At 68.6% G+C, this 19,977-nt stretch carries 21 protein-coding genes; 10 read left to right on the top strand and 11 right to left on the bottom strand.

Translation table 11 applies throughout. The features are described 5' to 3' along the window. The first annotated feature begins 27 nt into the window (after positions 1-27). From ACFVM3_RS17735 to murF, 3 genes are all read left to right on the top strand, one after another. On the top strand, positions 28-327 hold the full coding sequence (locus ACFVM3_RS17735) for a winged helix-turn-helix domain-containing protein (RefSeq protein ID WP_005456781.1): 300 nt from the start codon (positions 28-30) through the stop codon (positions 325-327). Next, positions 327-1,196 (top strand): DUF6671 family protein, encoded by an 870-nt coding sequence (locus ACFVM3_RS17730; RefSeq protein WP_005456780.1) that lies wholly within the window; start codon positions 327-329, stop codon positions 1,194-1,196. Before ACFVM3_RS17735 ends, ACFVM3_RS17730 begins: the two co-directional genes overlap by 1 nt. A gap of 72 nt (positions 1,197-1,268) precedes the next feature. Next, entirely contained in the window at positions 1,269-2,657 is a 1,389-nt protein-coding gene (murF, locus tag ACFVM3_RS17725; RefSeq protein ID WP_005456779.1) for a UDP-N-acetylmuramoyl-tripeptide--D-alanyl-D-alanine ligase, read from the top strand. Here murF and ACFVM3_RS17720 read toward each other — a convergent pair. Continuing rightward, positions 2,562-3,677 carry an L-threonylcarbamoyladenylate synthase gene (locus tag ACFVM3_RS17720; RefSeq protein WP_005456778.1) on the bottom strand — a complete coding sequence of 372 codons (1,116 nt, stop codon included), beginning with the start codon at positions 3,675-3,677 and terminating at the stop codon, positions 2,562-2,564. The two genes, murF and ACFVM3_RS17720, sit on opposite strands and share 96 nt — an antisense overlap. Before the next feature lie 152 nt (positions 3,678-3,829). Beyond that, positions 3,830-5,146: a folylpolyglutamate synthase/dihydrofolate synthase family protein gene (locus tag ACFVM3_RS17715; protein WP_005456777.1), complete on the bottom strand. Its 1,317-nt coding sequence runs from the start codon at positions 5,144-5,146 to the stop codon at positions 3,830-3,832. Positions 5,147-5,360: 214 nt separating this feature from the next. Between ACFVM3_RS17715 and ACFVM3_RS17710 the strand changes: the two genes are divergently transcribed. Then, positions 5,361-6,371 (top strand): TerC/Alx family metal homeostasis membrane protein, encoded by a 1,011-nt coding sequence (locus ACFVM3_RS17710; RefSeq protein WP_225950578.1) that lies wholly within the window; start codon positions 5,361-5,363, stop codon positions 6,369-6,371. Between the two features lie 409 nt (positions 6,372-6,780). Here ACFVM3_RS17710 and ACFVM3_RS17705 read toward each other — a convergent pair whose 3' ends face one another. Continuing rightward, on the bottom strand, positions 6,781-7,173 hold the full coding sequence (locus tag ACFVM3_RS17705) for a winged helix-turn-helix transcriptional regulator (protein WP_246106882.1): 393 nt from the start codon (positions 7,171-7,173) through the stop codon (positions 6,781-6,783). A 175-nt stretch (positions 7,174-7,348) separates the two neighbouring features. Continuing rightward, positions 7,349-7,846 carry a hypothetical protein gene (locus ACFVM3_RS17700; protein ID WP_005456773.1) on the bottom strand — a complete coding sequence of 166 codons (498 nt, stop codon included), beginning with the start codon at positions 7,844-7,846 and terminating at the stop codon, positions 7,349-7,351. Between the two features lie 269 nt (positions 7,847-8,115). On the opposite strand from ACFVM3_RS17700, the gene ACFVM3_RS17695 reads away from it, so the two are divergent. After that, positions 8,116-9,165 carry a TerC family protein gene (locus ACFVM3_RS17695; RefSeq protein WP_005456772.1) on the top strand — a complete coding sequence of 350 codons (1,050 nt, stop codon included), beginning with the start codon at positions 8,116-8,118 and terminating at the stop codon, positions 9,163-9,165. Positions 9,166-9,265: 100 nt separating this feature from the next. Continuing rightward, positions 9,266-9,673 (top strand): bacteriophage spanin2 family protein, encoded by a 408-nt coding sequence (locus ACFVM3_RS17690; protein ID WP_005456771.1) that lies wholly within the window; start codon positions 9,266-9,268, stop codon positions 9,671-9,673. 514 nt (positions 9,674-10,187) lie between these two features. Here the strand turns inward: ACFVM3_RS17690 and ACFVM3_RS17685 are convergent. Further along, a complete protein-coding gene (locus ACFVM3_RS17685; RefSeq protein WP_281245774.1) occupies positions 10,188-10,523 on the bottom strand; it encodes an NUDIX hydrolase in 336 nt (111 codons plus the stop codon). Between the two features lie 637 nt (positions 10,524-11,160). On the opposite strand from ACFVM3_RS17685, the gene ltrA reads away from it, so the two are divergent. Continuing rightward, complete coding sequence (gene ltrA / locus ACFVM3_RS17680; RefSeq protein WP_378439854.1) at positions 11,161-12,417, top strand: group II intron reverse transcriptase/maturase; 1,257 nt, start codon at positions 11,161-11,163, stop codon at positions 12,415-12,417. Positions 12,418-12,494: 77 nt separating this feature from the next. On the opposite strand, the gene ACFVM3_RS17675 is transcribed toward ltrA, so the two are convergent. Beyond that, complete coding sequence (locus ACFVM3_RS17675; RefSeq protein WP_245976500.1) at positions 12,495-12,953, bottom strand: transposase; 459 nt, start codon at positions 12,951-12,953, stop codon at positions 12,495-12,497. A gap of 40 nt (positions 12,954-12,993) precedes the next feature. Then, the gene (locus tag ACFVM3_RS17670; protein ID WP_228714306.1) at positions 12,994-13,389 is read right to left on the bottom strand and encodes a transposase; all 396 of its coding nucleotides are present in this window, start codon (positions 13,387-13,389) and stop codon (positions 12,994-12,996) included. 338 nt (positions 13,390-13,727) lie between these two features. On the opposite strand from ACFVM3_RS17670, the gene ACFVM3_RS17665 reads away from it, so the two are divergent. Further along, entirely contained in the window at positions 13,728-14,579 is an 852-nt protein-coding gene (locus tag ACFVM3_RS17665) for a universal stress protein (RefSeq protein ID WP_225949947.1), read from the top strand. Between the two features lie 78 nt (positions 14,580-14,657). Here ACFVM3_RS17665 and ACFVM3_RS17660 read toward each other — a convergent pair whose 3' ends face one another. Next, positions 14,658-16,115, bottom strand: coding sequence for a potassium/proton antiporter (locus ACFVM3_RS17660; RefSeq protein ID WP_187346933.1), 1,458 nt, complete (start codon positions 16,113-16,115; stop codon positions 14,658-14,660). A 90-nt stretch (positions 16,116-16,205) separates the two neighbouring features. Here ACFVM3_RS17660 and ACFVM3_RS17655 point away from each other — a divergent pair, with 90 nt between their 5' ends. Together ACFVM3_RS17655 and ACFVM3_RS17650 are read left to right on the top strand one after the other, a co-directional pair. Then, positions 16,206-17,015: a universal stress protein gene (locus ACFVM3_RS17655; protein WP_378439852.1), complete on the top strand. Its 810-nt coding sequence runs from the start codon at positions 16,206-16,208 to the stop codon at positions 17,013-17,015. Positions 17,016-17,121: 106 nt separating this feature from the next. Further along, positions 17,122-17,721, top strand: a complete 600-nt coding sequence (locus ACFVM3_RS17650; protein ID WP_112276278.1) for a hypothetical protein — start codon at positions 17,122-17,124, stop codon at positions 17,719-17,721. 35 nt (positions 17,722-17,756) lie between these two features. On the opposite strand, the gene ACFVM3_RS17645 is transcribed toward ACFVM3_RS17650, so the two are convergent. The 3 genes from ACFVM3_RS17645 to ACFVM3_RS17635 form a co-directional block, all read right to left on the bottom strand. After that, entirely contained in the window at positions 17,757-17,927 is a 171-nt protein-coding gene (locus ACFVM3_RS17645; protein WP_009151804.1) for a hypothetical protein, read from the bottom strand. 692 nt (positions 17,928-18,619) lie between these two features. Further along, on the bottom strand, positions 18,620-19,351 hold the full coding sequence (locus ACFVM3_RS17640; RefSeq protein ID WP_091679577.1) for a hypothetical protein: 732 nt from the start codon (positions 19,349-19,351) through the stop codon (positions 18,620-18,622). 102 nt (positions 19,352-19,453) lie between these two features. Then, positions 19,454-19,969 carry an NUDIX hydrolase gene (locus ACFVM3_RS17635; protein WP_091679574.1) on the bottom strand — a complete coding sequence of 172 codons (516 nt, stop codon included), beginning with the start codon at positions 19,967-19,969 and terminating at the stop codon, positions 19,454-19,456. Between the last annotated feature and the right edge of the window lie 8 nt (positions 19,970-19,977).

The following is a 19,977-nucleotide window of genomic DNA, read 5'->3' as shown; positions in this document are numbered from 1 at the left end:
TACCCCCGACGAGGTACAGTTGCGGCCATGCAGGAGTGGACGTTCTTGACCAATCACGCCCACGTACTGCTGTGCGTGGTGCGGGATCCACAAGTTCGGTTGCGGGATGTGGCCGAGGTGGTGGGCATCACCGAGCGGGCGGCGCAGCGCATCGTGGCCGACCTCGTCGAGGCGGGCTACCTGGAACGCACCAGGGAGGGGCGGCGCAACCGGTACCGGTTGCATCCGGATTTGCCGCTGCGGCACCCGATGGACCGTGACACCGCCATCGGGCAGCTCGTGGCCCTGCTCACCGGCATCGACGCCCGATCCGGCAACCTCGTGTAATGCTCGCCGTGCACCCCTACGCGGGCGCACCGGTCGCGATGGCCACCCGACACGGCAAGCAGCGAGCCCTCGCTGCCGCCCTGGCGCGGATCCCCGGCATGCGGCTTGTGCTCGCCCACGATGTGGACACCGATCAGCTCGGCACCTTCACCGGTGAGATCCCCCGCGCCGGGTCGGCGGCCGAGACCGCGGTCCGCAAGGCGCGCCTCGCGATCGAGTCGACCGGCCTCGGACTCGCCGTGGCCAGCGAAGGCTCCTTCGGCCCGCACCCGGTCGCGCCAATGCTGAGCGCCGGCCAGGAGATCCTCGCCTTCCTCGACACGGTGCGGGACGTCTGCATCCTGGAGCGCCGAACCACACCGACGAACTTCAGCCACACCACGACCCGCCGCCTCGACGAGGAAACCGACGCCTACCTGGCGCGCGTCGGTTTCGGTGCCCACGCGGTCATCGTCCGTCCCCACAGCCCCGCCGACGTGCGGGCTCCAGGCCCCATCTGCAAGGGCATCCAGACCCGTGCCGACCTCGATGCGGCGATCAGCCGGTGCACCGCGCACTCCACCGATGGCCTGGCGCGACTGGAGACCGACATGCGCGCGCACGTCAACCCCACCCGCATGCGGGAGATCAGCGTGCTCGCCCACCAACTCGCCTCGCGTCTGGCCACCCTGTGCCCGGCCTGCGGCACCCCCGGATTCGGCCCGGTGGACCGCGAACCTGGTCTGCCCTGCGGCACGTGTGGCGAGCCCACCCGCCTGACCCTGGCAACGATCCACGGGTGTGCCCGCTGCCCGCACCGCGGCCGCCACCCTCGCGATGACGGCCAACGACGTGCCGATCCCACGTTCTGCGAATGCTGCAACCCGTAACCCCCGGACACCACCCCCGCAGACCCACCCGGCCGGCCCCAGCCACTGCACGTCCGAAGGAGCGTCACCACGATGATCCCCCTGACCGCCGCCGCGATCGCCGCGGCCACCGACGGTCACCTCGTCCCGGGGACCGACCCGTCGCTGCTGGTGACCGCACCCGCCAGCATCGACTCCCGCCAGGTCCACCCCGGCGGCGTGTTCGCCGCCCTCCCCGGCCGGCGCACCGACGGGCACTACCACGCATCAGCGGCCCTCGCCGCGGGAGCCGCCCTGGTGCTGGCCGCACGCCCGGTGCCCGCCCCTGCCGTCCAGGTCACCGACGTGACCCGCGCGCTCGGCGACCTGGCTCGCCACGTGGCAGACCGACTGCCGGCCACCGTGATCGGCATCACCGGGTCGAACGGCAAGACCACGACCAAAGATCTCGCCACCCAGGTCCTGGCACACCACGGCCCGGTCGCCGCCACAGACCGCTCCTTCAACAACGAGCTCGGTTTTCCCCTCACTGTCCTGCGCGCCACCCCCGACACCCGCTACCTCATCCTGGAAATGGGCGCCCGGGGCCGTGGACACCTCAGCTACCTGTGCGGCCTGGTCACCCCCCACGTCGGGGTCGTGCTCAACGTCGGCACCGCCCACCTCGGTCAATACCCCGACGGGCAAACCGGGATCGCCGCGGCCAAAAGCGAACTACTGACCGGGCTCCCCTCTGCAGACCACGGTGGGCTGGCCATCCTCAACGCCGACGATCCGCTCGTCGCCGCGATGGCCCCGCTCACCCCCGCCCGCACCCGCTGGTGGAGCCAGCGCCCCCACCCCAACGGCGTATACGCCCGAGATGTGCACGTCACGCCGCGCGGCCGGGCGTGCTTCACCCTGCACACTCCCGAGGGCACGGCACCCGTCACGCTCCGCCTGACCGGCCGGCACCACGTCGGCAACGCCCTCGCCGTCGCCGCCCTCGCCCTCGGCCTCGGCCTTGACCACCACACCATCGCCGATGCCCTGAGCGCCGCTGAACCCGCCAGCGGCGGGCGCATGCAAACCATCGTGCGGGGCGACGGGGTCACGCTCCTCCACGACGCCTACAACGCCAACCCCGACTCCATGGCCGCCGCGCTGACCACCCTGAGCACCATGTCCGCCCGCCGCCGGATCGCCGTCCTCGGCGAGATGGCCGACCTCGGCGACCACGCCGCTGGCGCCCACCACCACCTCGGCGTGCTCGCCGCACGCGCCGGCCTCGACGTCCTGATCACCATCGGCACCCGGACCGCGCCTCTGATCGCCGACGCGGCCGACACCGAGCACAGCACCCTCGACATCATCGCCGTTCCCGACAGCCAGGCCGCCCACGACGTGCTAAGTCGAATCCTTCGTCCCGACGATCTCGTCCTGATCAAAGCATCCCGCGCCGCCCACCTCGAACACCTCGTCGCCGCGCTCAGCAACCGCTGAGCAGCCCGGAGTCGCGGCCGTCTGGCTGCGCGACCCGGCCGCTCGGCGGAGCCGATCCGCGATCGCCAATCCGAGCCCGTCCGGGGTAGGAACCGAGGCCACCACGACCTCGCACTCATGCCGGTCGAAGTCACGGAGGAACTCGAAAAGCCGCCGCGCGTACCGCGCACCCGAGTCCGGCACCGCGATAACGCGCTGCCCGGCACACGCACCGGCACCGCCCGCGAACTCGGGCGGCAGCAGGACGCCGACGCGCCGGCCCTGCGCTGCCAGGTACTCGGCGTGGCCGATCACCTGGCCCGGCTCGACCAGGACAACCCGTGCCCTCGGCGCGTAGTGCGACGGATGCTGGCCCGGAACGCGTACGGCACTCCTCGCCCGCACCGGCACGGAGCAACCCAGTGCGCGCTCAAGATCCTCTCGTGTCACGCCGCCTGGGCGCAGTATCGCAGGTGCGCCGGTGAGGTCGACGATCGTGGACTCGACACCCACCGCACAGGGGCCGCCGTCCAGCACGTAGTCGACGTCGGCGCCCAACCCGTCGCCAACATGAGCAGCCGCCGTGGGACTGACCGAGCCGAAACGGTTGGCCGATGGCGCCGCCACACCGCCACCGAACGCCGTGAGCAGCGCGCGGGCGACCGGATGGTCGGGCACCCGCAGCGCGACCGTCTCCAGACCGCCGGTGACCGCGCGGGGAACACGGCGGCCCCGACGAAGAACCAGGGTCACCGGGCCAGGCCAGAAACGGTCAGCGACGCGGCGCGCCGCGTCGGGCACCTCCGCGACCCAGTCGGGGAGCTGACGCGCCCCGCTGAGGTGCACGATCAGCGGGTGCGTCGAGGGCCGCCCCTTCACGGCGAAGACACGCTCCACCGCGTCGACGTTCTCCGCGTCCGCGCCGAGCCCGTACACGGTCTCGGTCGGGAACGCGACCAGCCCACCCGCGCGCAGGGTGCCAGCAGCGCGTTCCACATCGAGTCCCACGCGCTCAGGCGCGATGCCTGGTTGATCCGACATCACCCGTTCACCCCTCACCACTGCAGTCTGACACACCACCGGCTCGCGCGATCACCGTTGCCCCCGCGCCGCCGGACCCATTTCGAGACCGGATCTCGTACCCTCTCTTCCCGATCAGCACGCGCGGCGCTCAGCCCGGGCAGCACGGGTGGTCACGTCACCAGCGCTCGCACGACGGGCAGCGCCTCGCCGATCACATAGAGCGACCCGGTAACTACCGTGAGCGTGCTATCATTCGCCGCCGCCGCGCGGCGCACCGCATCACCCACATCCGCCTCGACCGCGACCGATCCTGCGCCCACCGCCCGCGCGGCGGCGGCGAGCCTGGCGAGCGGCACCGCTCGCGGTGTCCGGGGCGAGGTGCAGATCACCCAGTCACCAGCCCCGACCCCCAGGGCACTCAGAAACGCCTCCGGCGCGCGGGTCCCGGTCATACCGACCACCACGGTGCGGGAGACGCCGTCGAACCGCTCCCGCAGCGCCCGTGCCAGCGCGGTGGCCGCTTCCTCGTTGTGGGCGCCGTCCATCAGCACAGGGCCGGGGGTGTGGACAAGCTCAAAGCGGCCCGAAGCCCGCAGCGCCCCGCAGACCGCCCGCACCACCTGGTCGGCCACCGGCCGGGCCAGCCACACCTCGGCGGCGGCCAACGCCGTCGCCGCGTTCGCCGCCTGCCACGGTGCCAGCAGACGCAGGAAAACGTCGTCATAAGTCGCCCCGGGCGTGAACAGCGACACCGTCCGGCCATCCGCGACCGGCGCGTCGGCGGCCACGCCGAAGTCACGATCCACGGTCACCACGCGCGAGGGGCGGCGGCCCAGGAACGGCGGGTGCATGGCCGGGTCCGCTTCGGCTAGCACCACGGTCGCGCCCTCAGGAACCGCGCCAGCCTCAGCCACGGCGTTGTCCCACCGCGTGTCACCGAAGTACTCGACGTGGTCGACGCCCACCGACGTGACCACCACCAGGCCGGCGCCGAGCGCGGCGGTCGCGTCGCCGCTGCCACCCAGACCGGTCTCGACCACCGCGACATCAACACGTTGGTCGGCGAACCAGCCCACCGCGGCCGCGGTCATCAATTCGAACCAACTGGGCCGCCCCAGCTCTGACGCGGTGCGCTCGTCCGCCACCAGCGGGTCGAGCACCGCCGCCAACTCGTCGTCGGTGATCGTGACACCATCGATGGTGATCCGCTCCTGCGGCCGGTGCAGATGAGGACTGGTGTACAACCCGACCCGCAGTCCACTGCCCGCCAGCACCGCGGCCAGGATCCGGGCGGTCGTGCTCTTGCCGTTGGTGCCGGCCACCAGGATCACCGGCACCCGCTGCTCGGGCCGGCCGAGCGTGCGCAGCAGCCGCTCGATGACCACGGTCGTCGGGGCCTGCGACACCACCCCACCAGCAGCGACCCCCACCCCCCGCTCATGGTCGACGTGACCGTCCAGCCACTGCCATACCCCGGCGCGCCTCACGCCACCGATCCTAGATCCACCCCCGATCAACCTTGACAGCCACATTCCGGCCAGTGACACTGCGTGCAGAGGGGAGTACTTCCCTAAGTGTCTGCCTGGTCAATACGGACACCCCATGGTGTCCCCGGGCGACCGCCCTCACCAGGGTGAAGGAGACCTCGAACGTCGTCCGTGCGCGGAGGTCTTCGTGCCCTTTCATCCCGTGGTGTCGTCTCTGTCCGTGGCCGCGCCCGCCGACTCGGTGGGGTCCTCGTCGATCGGGTCGCCCTGGTTGTGGGTCGCCAGCATCGCCGTAATACTCGGCCTCCTCGTCACCGATTTCGCCGTCACCCGCCGTCCCCACGAGGTGTCGATACGGGAAGCGATTGGCTGGTCGGTGTTCTATCTCACGCTGCCCGTCCTGTTCGGGATCTGGCTGTGGGCGGTGTTCGACAGCGGGCCGGCACTGGAGTTCATCACCGGCTTCGTGGTGGAGAAGTCACTGTCGGTGGACAACCTGTTCGTGTTCATGCTGATCCTGGCCGGGTTCGCGGTCCCGTCCCCCATTCAGCAACGGGTGCTGCTGTACGGCATCGCCGGTGCCCTGGTCCTGCGGGGCATCTTCATCGCGGCGGGCGCGGCGCTGCTGCAGGCAGGCACCTGGGCGTTCCTCCTCTTCGGCCTGATCCTGCTCGTGTCCGCGGGCAAGATCCTGCACGAGGTGCACACCGGTTCGGCCTTCGCGGGCCGCGACGTATCCCAGATGCGTATCGTGCGACTGCTCCGCAGGTTCATGCCCGTCACCGACGACTACCGAGGCACCCGGCTGACCGTACGGGAGCACGGACGACGCGCGCTCACGCCGCTTGCGGTGGTGGTCGCCGCGGTGTTCGTGACCGACGTGGTGTTCGCCGTGGACTCGGTCCCCGCGGTCTACGGCATCACCGCGGACCCCTACCTGGTATTCGCCACCAACGCCTTCGCGCTGCTCGGCCTGCGCGCGCTCTACTTCGTGCTCCACGCCACGCTGGCCAAGCTCGTCTATCTCAACCACGGCCTGGCGGTCATTCTCGCGTTCATCGGTCTGAAACTGGTGTTGCACTGGGCCCACGGAATCTGGCCGGCCACCCCGCAGATCCCCACGCCGGTCTCCCTCGCTGTCATCGTGGCCATCCTCGCCGTCGTCATCGCGGCGAGCCTGCGCACCCGCCGCCGAGCCGAGCAGCACGTGATTGAGAAGGACTGACCATGTTCACCATGCTCACCGGATTCCTCATCGACATCGCTGTCACGGCACTCATTCTGCTGGCGTTGGTCATCACCTGCGCAGCGTTGGTGCCGCCCCGCCCGCCACGATGAACACACGCCGTCCCGGGTGGCGTGTCAGTGTGGGGTGCGAAGCGAGAGGGGCGCTGGTCGTCGCGAGGTCCTGTCCGCACACCGCCCGGCCACGCCACGTAGCCCTTGCCAGGGCGTGCTTGGTGGTGCTGGCGTCGGTGGCGTGAGGTTTCCTGGACCCGCGCGGTGGGGCGGCGGGTGCCTGCGCCGGATCCGGGTCGGCCAGATCGTGTTGACGACGCGGGGCTTGGTCGTTGAGGTACTCCCCCTCAACGTCGAGAATGACGAACTGTGGTTCGTTTACCAAGGGTGGCGAGTTATCCGGTGCGGCGACGACGCGGAGGAGTCGAGGCGCCGTCAGCCGAAGCATCACGAGCATCGTCAGGGGTGGCGGGACCGACGGCGGTGATGAGGTCGGCGATGCGGTGGTGGGCTTCCAGCGGGTGGCGCAGATGGCCGTCGGGGTTGATGCGGTAGTGGTTGCGGCGGCCGACTTTGGTGCGCTCGATGTAGCCGCCCTGGATGAGGTCGGTGAGGATGAGCTGGACGGCGCGGGTGGTGATGCCGACCTTCTGGGCGATGACGGGCAGGGTCTGGTGCGGGTCGGCGGCCAGGCAGAGCAGCACGTGGGCGTGGTTGCTCAGGAACATCCACGACCCTGGCGTCTGCGACGCGGCGGCGTCGGCCGGTTCCGCACCAGCATCCACCACGCCAGAATCCACCGTGCCGGAGTCGGTGGGATCCGAGCCCGCTGGGGTGGGGAGGGCGTGGTCGGGTGGGGGTTCGGCAGGCCGCATGGGGCCGACCATAAGGCATTCCTTCCACTCTCGATGCCGCTGTCGGCGCGGGGTCCGGATCGGCGGGGAGCTGCTCGACCGGGTGTGATCAGACCAGCATCGCGTCGGGCAGGGTGTGCTCGTCTGCGCGGCGGATCCGCAGCCGAGGTTGAGTGAGGCCGAGCAGGTACTGGCAGGTCGCAGGCGTGAGGAGCTCGGCGCGAGGATGGGCGGGCAACACGAGCACGTCGGCGTCGTGCACTCGGCACAGTCGCAGCAGGGCGGCGGCCACGCGCCGATGCCGGCCGCCCGGCCCGCGACGGTGATGCCACGCGGTGGTGTGGATCCGCACGCCCCGCTCGGCCAGCCCGGATGACGGGAGCCGTGACAGCGCGGGAGCGAGCGCCGCGGCGGTGACCTGCTCCCGGCGGACCTGCTGCCAGGCGATCAGCCGCGCGTTGAGCGTGAGCCCCGGCGGCGGGTGCAGCACGGCGAGCACGAGGTGGCCGTGGTCGGCGATCAGTTCGACCGCCGCGGGCAGCTCGGCGGCCGGCGCGGGATCGGTGGCGTCGACGACGCAGACGAGGGTTGTGCACTGGGCGGGCATCAGCGGACCTGCTTTCCACGGCACGGATCGAGGAGGCCGCGCGCTGGCCTCATTTCCAGATTGACGAAGTACGGTTCGCCAGTCAAGCCTTGACAGGCGAACCGTATTTCGTCATTCTGGTGGTGCGGAGGGGAGTACCCACCACGTCCGGGATCGTCATTACGGCAGTTCGATGGCTGCCCGGTCCCGGCGCCACCGGACCCAGCGCACGTGCTCTGGCGGTTGGGGAGACCTCCGGTTTCACTCGACGTGACCGGAGGTGCTTGACTGTGGTTGTTCCGTTGTGGGCGTGGGCCGCGGTGCTCGGCGTGATCCTGGTGATGCTCGCGATCGACCTGTTCGCCCACCGCCGCGCACACGTGGTCGGGGTCCGCGAGGCCGCCGCCTGGTCGGCGGTGTGGGTCGCGCTCGGCCTCGGGTTCGGCGCGATCGTGTGGTGGGCGTGGGGCAGCGAGTTCGCCGCCCAGTACTTCGCGGGCTACGTGATCGAGAAGTCCCTCGCGGTGGACAACGTGTTCGTCTTCGCGATCATCTTCGGCTACTTCGCCGTTCCCCGCGAGTACCAGCACCGCGTGCTGTTCTACGGCGTGCTCGGCGCACTGGTGTTCCGGGCGGTGTTCATCGCCGCGGGCTCGGTGCTCATCGCGTCCTTCGCCTGGATCCTGTACGTGTTCGGCGCCTTCCTGGTCGCCACCGGTGTCCGGATGGCCGTGCACCGCAACGAGACCATCGACCCCGACCGCAGCGTCGTGCTGCGCCTGTTCCGCAAGGTCATCCCCACCACCGAGGAGTACCACGGGCAGAAGTTCCTGGTGCGCCAGGCCGGGCGCTGGGTGGCCACCCCTCTGTTGGCGGTGCTGGTGCTGGTCGAGGTCACCGACATCGTCTTCGCCGTCGACTCCATCCCGGCGATCTTCGCCATCACCCAGCAGCCGTTCCTGGTGTTCACCTCCAACGCCTTCGCCATCCTGGGCCTGCGCGCCATGTACTTCCTGCTCGCCGACCTGATGCACCGCTTCATCTACCTCAAGCTAGGCCTCGCCCTGGTGCTGGTGTGGGTCGGCATCAAGATGCTGCTGCTCGACCTCTACAAGATCCCCACCTGGTTCTCGCTGGCCGTGGTCGCCCTCCTGCTCGCCGTCGCCGTCACGGCCAGCTGGATCCGCACCCGCACCACCCCGGCCACCCCAGCGGCTGCCTCTGCCGATTCGCTGGCCGGTGCGGAGCCCGACACGGTCACGACCGAGCCAGCCCAAACCGGGGCGGCCGCAGCCGAGACGGCCCCGTCCTCGCCCACTGGCCTGTCGACGCGCGACTGACGCGCGTCGACCGCCCCGGTGCCGCCCACCGCTCACTCCCCCCACCAGCGGTGGGCGGCACCACCCCACAGACCCAGCCCATCCGGAAAGGAACCCGCTCATGCGCATCTCGACTCGATGGACCTCTGTGCTGCTCGGCGTGGGCGTCGTGGCGGCGATCAGCGGCTGCGGCGCTGTCCAGCAGGCCGGCGACACCGCCGGTTCGGCCGCGGACACCGTGACCGGCGCGGTCGCCGCCGCCGAGGTGTGTAGCGACGCGCTGGCACTGGTCGCCAACCCGCCCGACCTCAGCGCACCGCAGGCCGCACTGGACCAGGCGCACACCACCGCCACCGAGCTCACCGACCTGGCCGCGACCACCAGCGACACCGACATCGGCCGCGCCATCACCGACCTGGCCGCCACCCTGCAGACGGCCACCCTGGACACCCTCACCAGTGCTCCAGCCGCCTGGCTGCAGACCAGGGCCGATCAGGCCGCCGCGCTCACCACCGCCTGCGCGCCCTGACCAAGTAGGGTCACGGGCACGACAGGAAGCAGCCCGTGATGAGCACCGTCGGCGACCCCGCTGAACGTTCGTCGGTCGTCCCTCCCTTCCAGGTGAGCGGCCCACTCGCAGGCGAGGTCAGGTTGTCGAGAGCTCCACCCCAAGCTCCTGGGCGAGGGTTTCCTGGGTGAAGCCGAGAGCCTCGCGCCGTGCTGCGAGAGCATCTCGTCGTATCGCCATAATCACTCCCAGATTCGCTAGCGCACCCACGCTACCCGGCGTTGATCGGACCTGATCAGCGGCCATGTCAACGACGAAACGGCGGACGTTCACGTCCGGACGTGCGACCCAGACCGCCCATGAAAACGCCAGAGCGGGATGGTGCTTGGGACGATCTGTGCTTGTCCGCAGGGGCCGCCACCAACTAAAGCTGTCGACGGCGCGTGAAAACTGACCCCGGCGTGGCGCCTAACCCAGGTGCCGCCAGGGGGTCAAGATTCGCCCGCCGTTGACACTAAAGCCCCGCCCGACAGGATCAGCGCGCCTCGACCGCGTGCTCTGCCGCGAGCCTGCGCACATACGCGCGGATTCGGTCGCGATCCTCGGGGAACACGCTCTCCCACGATTCGTCCAGGTCGACCCACTTCGGCGGCTGTCCCTTCTCCCCGCCGAGTGGCGCGTCGCGGTTGATGACGGCTCCGTAGGACAGGCTCAGCGTTGGCGTCCAGTCGGCGCGGAAAGAGCGGACAGCGACGGCCGCCGGCACTGACAGCAGCTCGCCCAGCAGGCCGGTCTCCTCCAAGAGTTCACGGGCTGCTGCGGCTCGAGGCGTCTCGCCTGGCTCGACGGTTCCGCCGGGCGTTAGGAACAGTTGGCGGTCTCACTCTTCTGCTGTCTCAACTGGCGCGCACGTCGAGGGCTAGGGCGTGTCGTGCGTCACGAACGCGGAGGGGAGTCTGATGTAGGTAGGGCTTCTTGATGCGGTGCTGCACGGGAGATGAAGGTTGTGGCCCTTCGGGATCGCTCTGCGGAGGGAGGTCTCAAACCGCCTCATGCTGCGTTGGCTGAAGACCGTCGTGGTGAGCGATGAGGAAAAGGCGCACGTGATGTGCCAGGTGGGGGCCAGGAAGACGATCGCTGTTGAAGCGTCGAAACCTAGACAGATGGCATCGAAACCGGGGAGTGACACGGTTCCCGGGATGAGCCTGGCGGGTGTCCGCTGACTGGTCAGGCGGTGTCCGGCGTGAAGGTGACGTGAGCCTGGTCTGCGGCTTCCGTGTGGAACGTGAGAAGGCGCGCCGTGATACTGCCGGTCCCAGCCAGGGGTGGGTGAGAGGGAGTGCTCCAAGCGGCCGAAACCGTGAGGAGTCGAGTACCGATGCGCGGCGCGCTGGCGGACCCGCTCGTAGTAGCTGTGAGGCCCTTGTAATGGGGGCGGAGCCAAGGGGCGGGGTCGTCTGTGACTGGGTTCGTTCGATCAACCAGGCCATGGGTCTGGGAGGAGTCGCGTGGACGAGTTGAAGTCGTCTGGCAAGTCGTTCGAGATTTCGAAGTGGGAGGTCTGGGAGGCCTATCAGCAGGTGAAGGGCAATCAGGGCGCCGCGGGGGTGGACGGGGTGTCCATCGCGGAGTTCGAGACCAACCTGAAGAACAACCTGTATCGGGTCTGGAATCGGATGTCGTCGGGGACCTGGTTCCCGCCGGCGGTGCGTGCGGTGGAGATCCCCAAACCGCATGGCGGCGGGACGAGGATGCTGGGCATACCTTGTGTCGCTGACCGGGTGGCGCAGACGGTGGTGGCTCGGCGTCTGGAAGCGGTCGTGGAGCCGGTGTTCCACGAGGACTCTTTCGGATACCGGCCCGGTCGCTCTGCGTTGGAGGCGGTCCAGCGGTGCCGGGAACGCTGTTGGAGACGCGGCTGGGTCGTGGACTTGGATGTCGCGAAGTTCTTCGACAGCGTGCCCTGGGACCTGATCATCAAAGCGGTGGAAGCACACACCGACGTTCCGTGGGTGGTTCTGTATGTGAAGCGGTGGCTTGCCGCGCCCGTGCGGATGCCCGACGGGACGGTTGCTGAACGGGATCGGGGAACCCCGCAGGGATCACCGATCTCGCCCGTGCTCGCGAACCTGTTCATGCACTACGCGTTCGACGTCTGGTTGGAGCGGGAGTTTCCGGCCGTGCAGTTCGAACGCTACGCGGACGACGCGGTGCTGCACTGCGTCTCCGAACGGCAGGCCCACCGGGTCTTGTCCGCGCTGCGTGAACGGATGGCCGAGGTCGGGTTGCGGCTGCATCCCGACAAGACCCGGATCGTGTACTGCAAGGACGGCGCGAGACGTGGCTCGTACGAACACACCTCGTTCACCTTCCTGGGGTTCACGTTCCGGGCGCGGGACGCGCGGGCGAAGGATGGCAGGCGCTTCCTGTCGTTCCTGCCCGCGATCAGCAAAGACGCTCTGAAGAAGATCAGTGGTGTGGTCCGCTCCTGGCGGCTGCACCGCAGGGTCAACCTCACCTTCGCCGAACTCGCCACAATGATCAACCCGATCGTGGCGGGTTGGATGCAGTACTACGGGCGTTTCCGCCGGTCAGCGCTGTATCCACTCCTAGCGCGCATCAACGCCTACCTGGTGCGATGGATCCGCAAGAAGTACCGACGACTCCAGGCACTCCGCACAGCCCAACGCAAACTCGTGGAGATCACCCACCGGTATCCCCGCATGTTCGCGCACTGGCGCTGGGTGCCCTGGACCGCCAGATGATCAAGACGACAAGAGCCGGATGAATCGAGAGGTTCACGTCCGGATCTGTGGGGGCCGGGAGGGGCAGTTCCTCCCGGCTACCCGACTGACAATGTCTTGGTCCAAGTGATGACGGCGTGGAGAACGACCGCGCAGCGATAGACGATGGCGAGTTTGTCGTAGCGAGTTGCCAGGCCACGCCATTGTTTGAGCAGGGCGATGCGCCGTTCGACAACGTTGCGGCCGCGATAATCGACCGCGTCGAGGGTGGGCGGACGGCCGCCGCGGGAACCGCGGCGGGTGCGGTGCCCGGCCTGGTCGGCCGGCTCGGGGATCACCGCCGTGATGCCGCGATCGCGCAAATGCCCCCGGATCGCTCTCGAGGAATAAGCCTTGTCGCCGCGGACACGGTCGGGCCGGGTCCGAGCTCGACCACGTCCGAGGCGAGCGACACGCAGTTGCCGCATCAGATGCGGAAACATCGGCGCGTCCCCGGCCTGGCCGGGCCCGACTAACGTCACCAGCGGGCGGCCGTTCCCGTCGACGAGATGGTGCACTTTGGTGCTCCAGCCGCCACGAGAGCGGCCGATCGCGTGATCAGGCGGCTCGTTGTGCAGATCCGTGTAGTTCGACCCAGCCCCCTGTGGGGCGGGTGATGTTGGTGGCGTGCTGATGCGCACGCGCGATCGTGGAATCCACCGACACCGACCACTCCACCAGGCCGGCCGAGTCCGCAGCAGTCAGCAGACGTTGCAACACGGTGTCCCAGGTGCCGTCACCGGCCATCCGGCGGTGCCAGGTCCAGATCGTCTGCCACGGGCCGAATACCGCAGGCACATCCCGCCACGCGATCCCGCACCGATACCGGTAAATGATCCCTTCGACCATCGACCTCGCATCCGAGAACGGTCGGCCCTGCTTGCCGGTACGCACCGGAAGCAGGTCCTCGATCAACGCCCACTGATCATCTGAAAGCAACTGGAACCGCGACACCCGAACAGCATCTCAACCACCCGCCAACACCATTGTCAGACACGCCCTAGCTGCGGCGTCGACATCATCTCTTCGGTCCGTGCAGGACGCGTTTGGTCTTGGGCAATTCGATGTGCGGGCTGACGCTGCTTCGTTCAGCGCGTGAATTTCGCTGGCGCCGTTGGTCATGAGCGGGCGCCGCTCGCGCAGGCGGCCCATCCAGACGTCGCCTTACTATGGATGCCCGAGGAAACATCCGTCGCCAGCCGCCATCGGCTTGCCGATGCATTGGCCCGGTTCGACTTCGGTCGTGGGCGCCGGACGGTCGGAGGGGGCATTATTCGCAGGGAGGGAGTGTGATGTCGATGGCCGCCGCACCAGTCCGCCGGGTGCTGGTCGCCACCGATTTGTCTGAGCAGGCGGGCTTGGCTGTGCGGAGGGCCGCGCAGCTGGCCGCCGAACGCGACGCCCGGCTGAGCGCCGTCAATGTGCAGCCGGCCGGGTTGAACGAGGAGCTGAGCGAGTTCGCCCACGCCCGCCTGCGCTCACACCTCGACCGGTTCATCACCTCCACGGTCACGGAGGCCGTCGTCCGCCACGGTCACGTGGCTTACGAGATCCTCGCTGAGGTCACTGATCGCGACGCGGACCTGCTGGTCGTCGGCGCGCATGGCGGCCACCGGCTGACCAGCCCGGTCCTGGGCAGCACTCCCGGCAACCTGGTGCGGGCGAGCCCGGTTCCGGTTCTGGTGGTCAAGAGTCCACCCGATGGGGAGTACCGCACGGTCGTGCTCGCCGTCGATAGCACAGCTGTCTCGGCAACGGCGGCGCACACGGCGGGCGCGCTCACGCCGTACGCGGACCACATCGTCGTGCACTTTGCCGTAGTTGTCGGCGAGACGTTGATGCGCATGCACGGCGCCAGCGAGCAACACTTGGCCGAGTTGCGCGAGGTGAGCACCGAGCAGGTTCGCGTCGATATCGAGCGCGTGGCCGCCGAGCTGACGCCCGCTGCGTCGCGGGTGGTGATCGCGTCCGGGCGTCCGCAGACGCGTTTGCCAGAGCTGAGCCGCCACCACGCCGCCGATCTGGTCGCCGTCGGTACCGGCGCCCGCTCGTCGCTGGGCTACACCCTGCTCGGCAGCGTTGCCCAGCACGTGTTGCGGGACGCGTCATCGGATGTGCTCGTCGTGCCGGCCCGGAAGGACTGACCTGGAGCTGTACGTGTTCCCGCGATATTGCGATCATCCTGGCCATCGCCGCCTGTGTGGGCGTTGCCTGATCGCCGCTTATTCTCCGCGGGCCCAGGTAGTGACGAGTTTGGAGGCGTCGGGTTGGCGGGGGATCGCGACGATGACGAGGTCGCCGTCTCGGAGCCGGGTGCGTGGGGTGGGGATCAGTGTTCGTTTGCCGCGCATGATGGCGGTGATGAGTCCGTGGGGTGGGGTGATGTCTTTGAGTTGTTTGCCGGCGATGTGTAGGTCGGGGGTGACGCGGACTTCGATGAGTTCGGTGTTGATGTCGCCGATGGGGACATCCTCGGCCACCGAGGTTGTTGTAGGGGACTCGCCGCGCAGCCCGAGCCAGCCCGCGACGGTGCTGATGCTGACTCCCTGCACGGCCGCGGAGACCAGGACCACGAAGAAGACCATGTTGAAGATGAACGGGCCGTCAGGGTGGCCGGCGACGAAGGGGAACGTGGCGAGCACGATCGGCACCGCGCCGCGGAGCCCGACCCAGCTGGTGAACAGCAGTTCCTGCCATCGGTACCGCAGCCAACCCAGGGTAAGCAGGACCGCGATCGGGCGGGCCACGAACACAAGCACGAAAACCACGGCCAGTCCGGGAACCACGACCGACGGCAGTTGTGAGGGGAAGACCAGCACGCCGAGCATGAGGAACAGCCCGACTTCGGCGGTGCTGGACAGTCCTTGGTGGAAGGTGCGGATCCCGCGGCGGTGCAGCGGTACCCTGGCGCCGACCACCAGCCCCGTGACGTAGACGGCGAGGAAGCCGGAGGCGCCCACCGCCGCGGCGGCACCGTAGGACAGTCCGGCGACGCCGAGCGCGAGGACCGGATAGGCGCCTTCGGGGCCGAGGTTGGGGCGCATGAGCATCCAAGTGCCGGCGAGGCCGGCCAGTGCGCCGACACCGAGGCCACCGCCCAGTTGCAGCAGCGCGAACGTGACCCAGTCGCCGATTCCGGGATCGGCACGCCAGGTCTCGATCAACCCGATCGTGAGCATGATCGCGATCGGGTCGTTCGCGCCTGATTCGACCTCCAGTAACGAGGCCAGCTTGCGCGGCAGCGGGGCCCGGCGCAACATCGCGAAGACCGCAGCGGCGTCGGTCGAGGCCACCACCGCGCCGATCAGGAACGCGGTCAACAGTTCCACATCGAGCAGGAGATACGCACCGCCACCCACCACGCCCGCGGTGATGAGCACGCCGACGGTGGCCAGCAGTGAGCCAGGCAGCGCTGCCTGCCGCAGATCACCGGGTTTGGTGGTCAGCCCACCCTCATACAGGATCAACAACAGCGCTATGGTCCCCCCGATCTGGGCGACACGCGGGTCGGACAGACTGACCAACGCGAGCCCGTCGTCGCCGATGACCATGCCCAGCACGAGGAACAGCAACAGACCGGGCAAGCGCAGCCGGTTGGCGAATCCGGCCGCGAGAACACCACCCACCAACAGCACCGCAACCAGCAGGATCCACCAGTCGGCAGGTAATTGAATGCTCATAGCTCCACGGTTTCCGGTGTCCACGTACGGTCACGACCCTACCCAACACACCAGGTCGAATCGGGCAAATGGTGCAGGTCGGAGGCTGTGATGGCGGACGATAAGCATGTCGTCTCCCGTGTGCTGGTGCCATTGGACGGCACCGACGAGGCGCAGCGGGCACTCCTGCCCGCACTGCGGGTTGCCCAGACGCTGGATTGCCCCATAGAGCTGGTCACCGTCTACGACCCGGTCAACGGACGCTGGGCCCGTGACCTCGACGACATCGCCGAGCTGTTGCCCTACGACCAGGTCGAGGTCGCTGTCGTCGGCGCCGGATGGCCGGGCGAGGTGATCGCCGACATGGCCGGCGAGAACCCCGGAACCCTGATCTGCATGTCGGCGCAACACCGCGACGAGGTTGATCGTCTCGTCCTCGGCAGCGTCTCCGCGCATCTGCTGCGCACCAGCCGTGCGCCGACCCTGGTGGTCGGTCCCGGCTACGAGCTTTCGCGACTGCCCCGCCGCTATGAACGTCTCGTGGTCTGTCTCGATGGCTCCGACCGTGCCGAAACAGCCCTCGCCGTCGCCACCACGTGGGCCCGCCTCTTCGCTACCGAGGTCGAGCTCGTGCACGTCGCGTTTCCGAGAGAAACCCCGGGAAACCTGGAAGCTCTCGGAGCGGGCCTGTCCCGAGCTGCCGACGCACTGGCCGATGACGGTGTTCAGGCCAGTGCCACCCTGCTCACCGGCGACCACCCCGCCGCCAGTATCGCCGAGCTGCTCCAGTCCCGCCCGGCCGCACTCGCGATCACCGCCACACACGGCCGTACCGGGCTCACCCGACTCCTGCTGGGCAGCGTCACCACTGAACTGCTCACGCGCAGTCCCACCCCCGTCCTGGTCGCTCCCGTCACCTGAACGCATCTCCCCAGGGCAGCGGTGATCAACATGTCCGATGCCCGTGTCAGTCGTACCCTGAAAGGTGGCTTCAACCGGCGATCGGGACCGGAGGAGGTCGCCCGGCATGCCCGATACCTCCATGTACCTGTTGCGGCTCGCCCGGCGTCTCCGCCCGGGGCGAAGCCCTGTGGCGCGAGGCTCCGACCGAATCGAGGCCGCTGCTCTCGTGATCGTTGTGCTGCTGTCGCTGCTGACCATCCCCGTTGTCGTTACTCACGGGCAGCGCAGCTACGCACACAACCGCCAGATCGCCGAGGAAGCGATGGCCAGCCGGTACGAAACCACGGCCACCCTGCTCGCCGACGCCCCATCGAGACCCCGAGCTGGGCGCGGGCCAGTCAGTGAGAACGGCACGCGCGCGCAGGCCCGGTGGACCACATCCGAGGGCATCGAGCTCACGGGGGCTGTCCCGGCCAGTTCCGGGATGTCCGCGGGCAGCGAGGTACCGATCTGGATTGACACTGCTGGCGAGGTGACGTCGTCACCCGCCACGCCGCAGGACGCCGCCGGTCATGCCGCAGCCACCGCCATCGCTACCTGGCTGATTGTGGTCGGCGCGTTGTCGGCCGCCTTCTGGCTCCTGCGGGCAGGACTTGACCAGCATCGCTACGCCCACTGGGCACACGAGTGGGCACGCCTGAACACCGGCCACGGCCCGCCCTGAACGCCCCAACCGCGACGACGGCGCGCGGGCCGCGTCTAACCCCAGGACAAGGTCGTGTACCAGAACGTCAGCACCGCACCCGGCCCGAGCAACACACAGAGACCAATACCGCCGTAAAACGGCTTGTCCTTCACGAGCATCGCCACCATCAGCACGGCCGCGGCCACGAGCGAAATGATCAACAGTGCCAGCACGACAACAGACATGTTTCGGTCCTCCAGGAACCAGGGGTAGAGCCGGATAACGCCGCCATCCGCCCAGCACATGGCGGGCTGAACGCACCCAGGACAGTGGTTAAGAGAATTACGGGATCACCGGCCCGCTCTCGATGGGGCCAGGCAGCACAGTCACGTCGCAGAATGCGCGCAGCAGCGACGTGAACAGCGTCAGGCTTGGATCGTTCCGTTCACGCGGACCGGGGGCGCCCGACACGATTGCCGTGTCGACGCCGCAGCCGCTATCCCTCCAGCGCCGACCTTGCCGGCCGAGCATCGCTGCAGGGAGCATCCACGGTTCGTGCCCGGGCCCACAGCCCAGCAGGTCTCCGGTAGCGCCGTGGCCAGCACATGTCGCGCCGCCTCCGACAGGTGCGGCCGGTCATGAAGACCTTTGTCCGGCGACGGCACAGGCGACGCGGATTCGCCAATCACCGACACCGGGTGCTGCCCGGCAAACCCGCCGTCGGTGCTGTGCGCTGGAGCCGCACTCATCCCGAGCAGCATCACCAGCAGAGCAAGCACGAGCCCGAATCGGCCCATCCTCGCCCGTGCCTGCACCCGACCGGCTCCTCAACAACGAAACATCCTTGGCCGACACACCCTACGGGCAACGTCAGAAAAGTCGAGGCGCACCCTCACAGGCTGGTCCAGAAACATCCGGCGGAGCCTCACAGCTCAGCCTAGCGCCGCGCCACAGACACAGACCGGCCCGCGGCCCAGCGTGCGTAGACCGACATCGTGACGGTCAGCGTCACCGCCGACAGCAACGGCACCAGAACCGGCGCCAGCGGCAGGACATCATAGAGCCCGACCACACCGCCTGAAACCACCGCCGCGGCGAGAATGGCGACAAGTGCCGCCGACCACCGGTACCGTGCGACCGCGAAGGCCACGACCCCCGCCATCGGGACAGTCAGAACAACAACCGCGGACAGCACCCACGACGCCCACACCACCCAGACCACAGTGAGCCCGCTGCTCACGAGGATCGCCACCGACACCAGAAGCAGGGCTGTGTGCGGCAGGACTGTATCGCGGGCACGTCGGAGCCGCGGCACCGTCACCAGCACAACAAGGTGCGCGACGACCCACCCCCCAATCGGCAGCAGCAACGCAACCGATGATGAAGGCCTGCAAGACCACAGGATCGACCCAGAGGTGTCGGTGCATTCAGCTGTCGCGGACGACAGAATGACCATCGTCGTCACCGCCACGGTCAGCGCCCCCATCACCGCGGCTCCGGCCACCACCGTCAGCCCACCGCGGCCATCTGGCAGCTGCGACGCGCCCTTCTCGCTCTGGCCGTCCTCCATGTCGTCATCGTCGCATCTCACCGTCATGCACGCCGCGGACAACCTCGGCACCGCCGCCACCGACAACCCGAGTTGGGCAGCGCCCGCGGCGACCAGCACGTACGGTGCGCCTCGTCTCGATGCTCGACAAGATTGAAAGGCCGCCGACCACCAGGACGAGCCGATGGTCTATCGCCCCGGCGGCATCCCACGAGTGCCCGACTACTGCGCTGATGCCCCTGCCTGGGCGTAGCGTCGGATTCTTGTGATGTCCTCGGGAAAGGCGCCTGTCCAGTCCTGCGCTAATGGGTTCCATGCTGCGGATTGATGACGTTCGCCGTTCAGGGGAAGCGAGGGGTCGACAACGGCGGCATAGGTCAGCCCGAGCGTGGGTGTCCAATCCGAGCGGTAGGAACGGACGGTCACCGCAGCAGGGAGTTCGAGGAGGTCGGCGGCCATCCCCGTTTCCTCCTCCAGCTCACGGCGCGCTGCCTGTCGAGGTGTCTCTCCTCGTTCGACCATTCCTCCAGGGACAACCCAGCCCCGCCACCGGTGGCGGACAAGAAGGATGTGCTGGAAGGTGCTGTCAAAGGCCCAGACGTCGGCGGCAAAAGGGGCCATGGGGCCGTGGCACGCGTTCTTCAGCCACATTCGTGCGTCGTCGAACTCGAACTCCGCGAGACCGGCGTCGACGATGGCCGCGTGCAGTGTGTCCGGACCAGGGGCGTGAGGGGTCACCGATCCAG

This window comes from Amycolatopsis sp. NPDC057786 (genome assembly GCF_042797905.1).
Classification (GTDB): domain Bacteria; phylum Actinomycetota; class Actinomycetes; order Mycobacteriales; family Pseudonocardiaceae; genus Amycolatopsis.
This window is presented reverse-complemented; position numbering and strand designations above follow the sequence as displayed.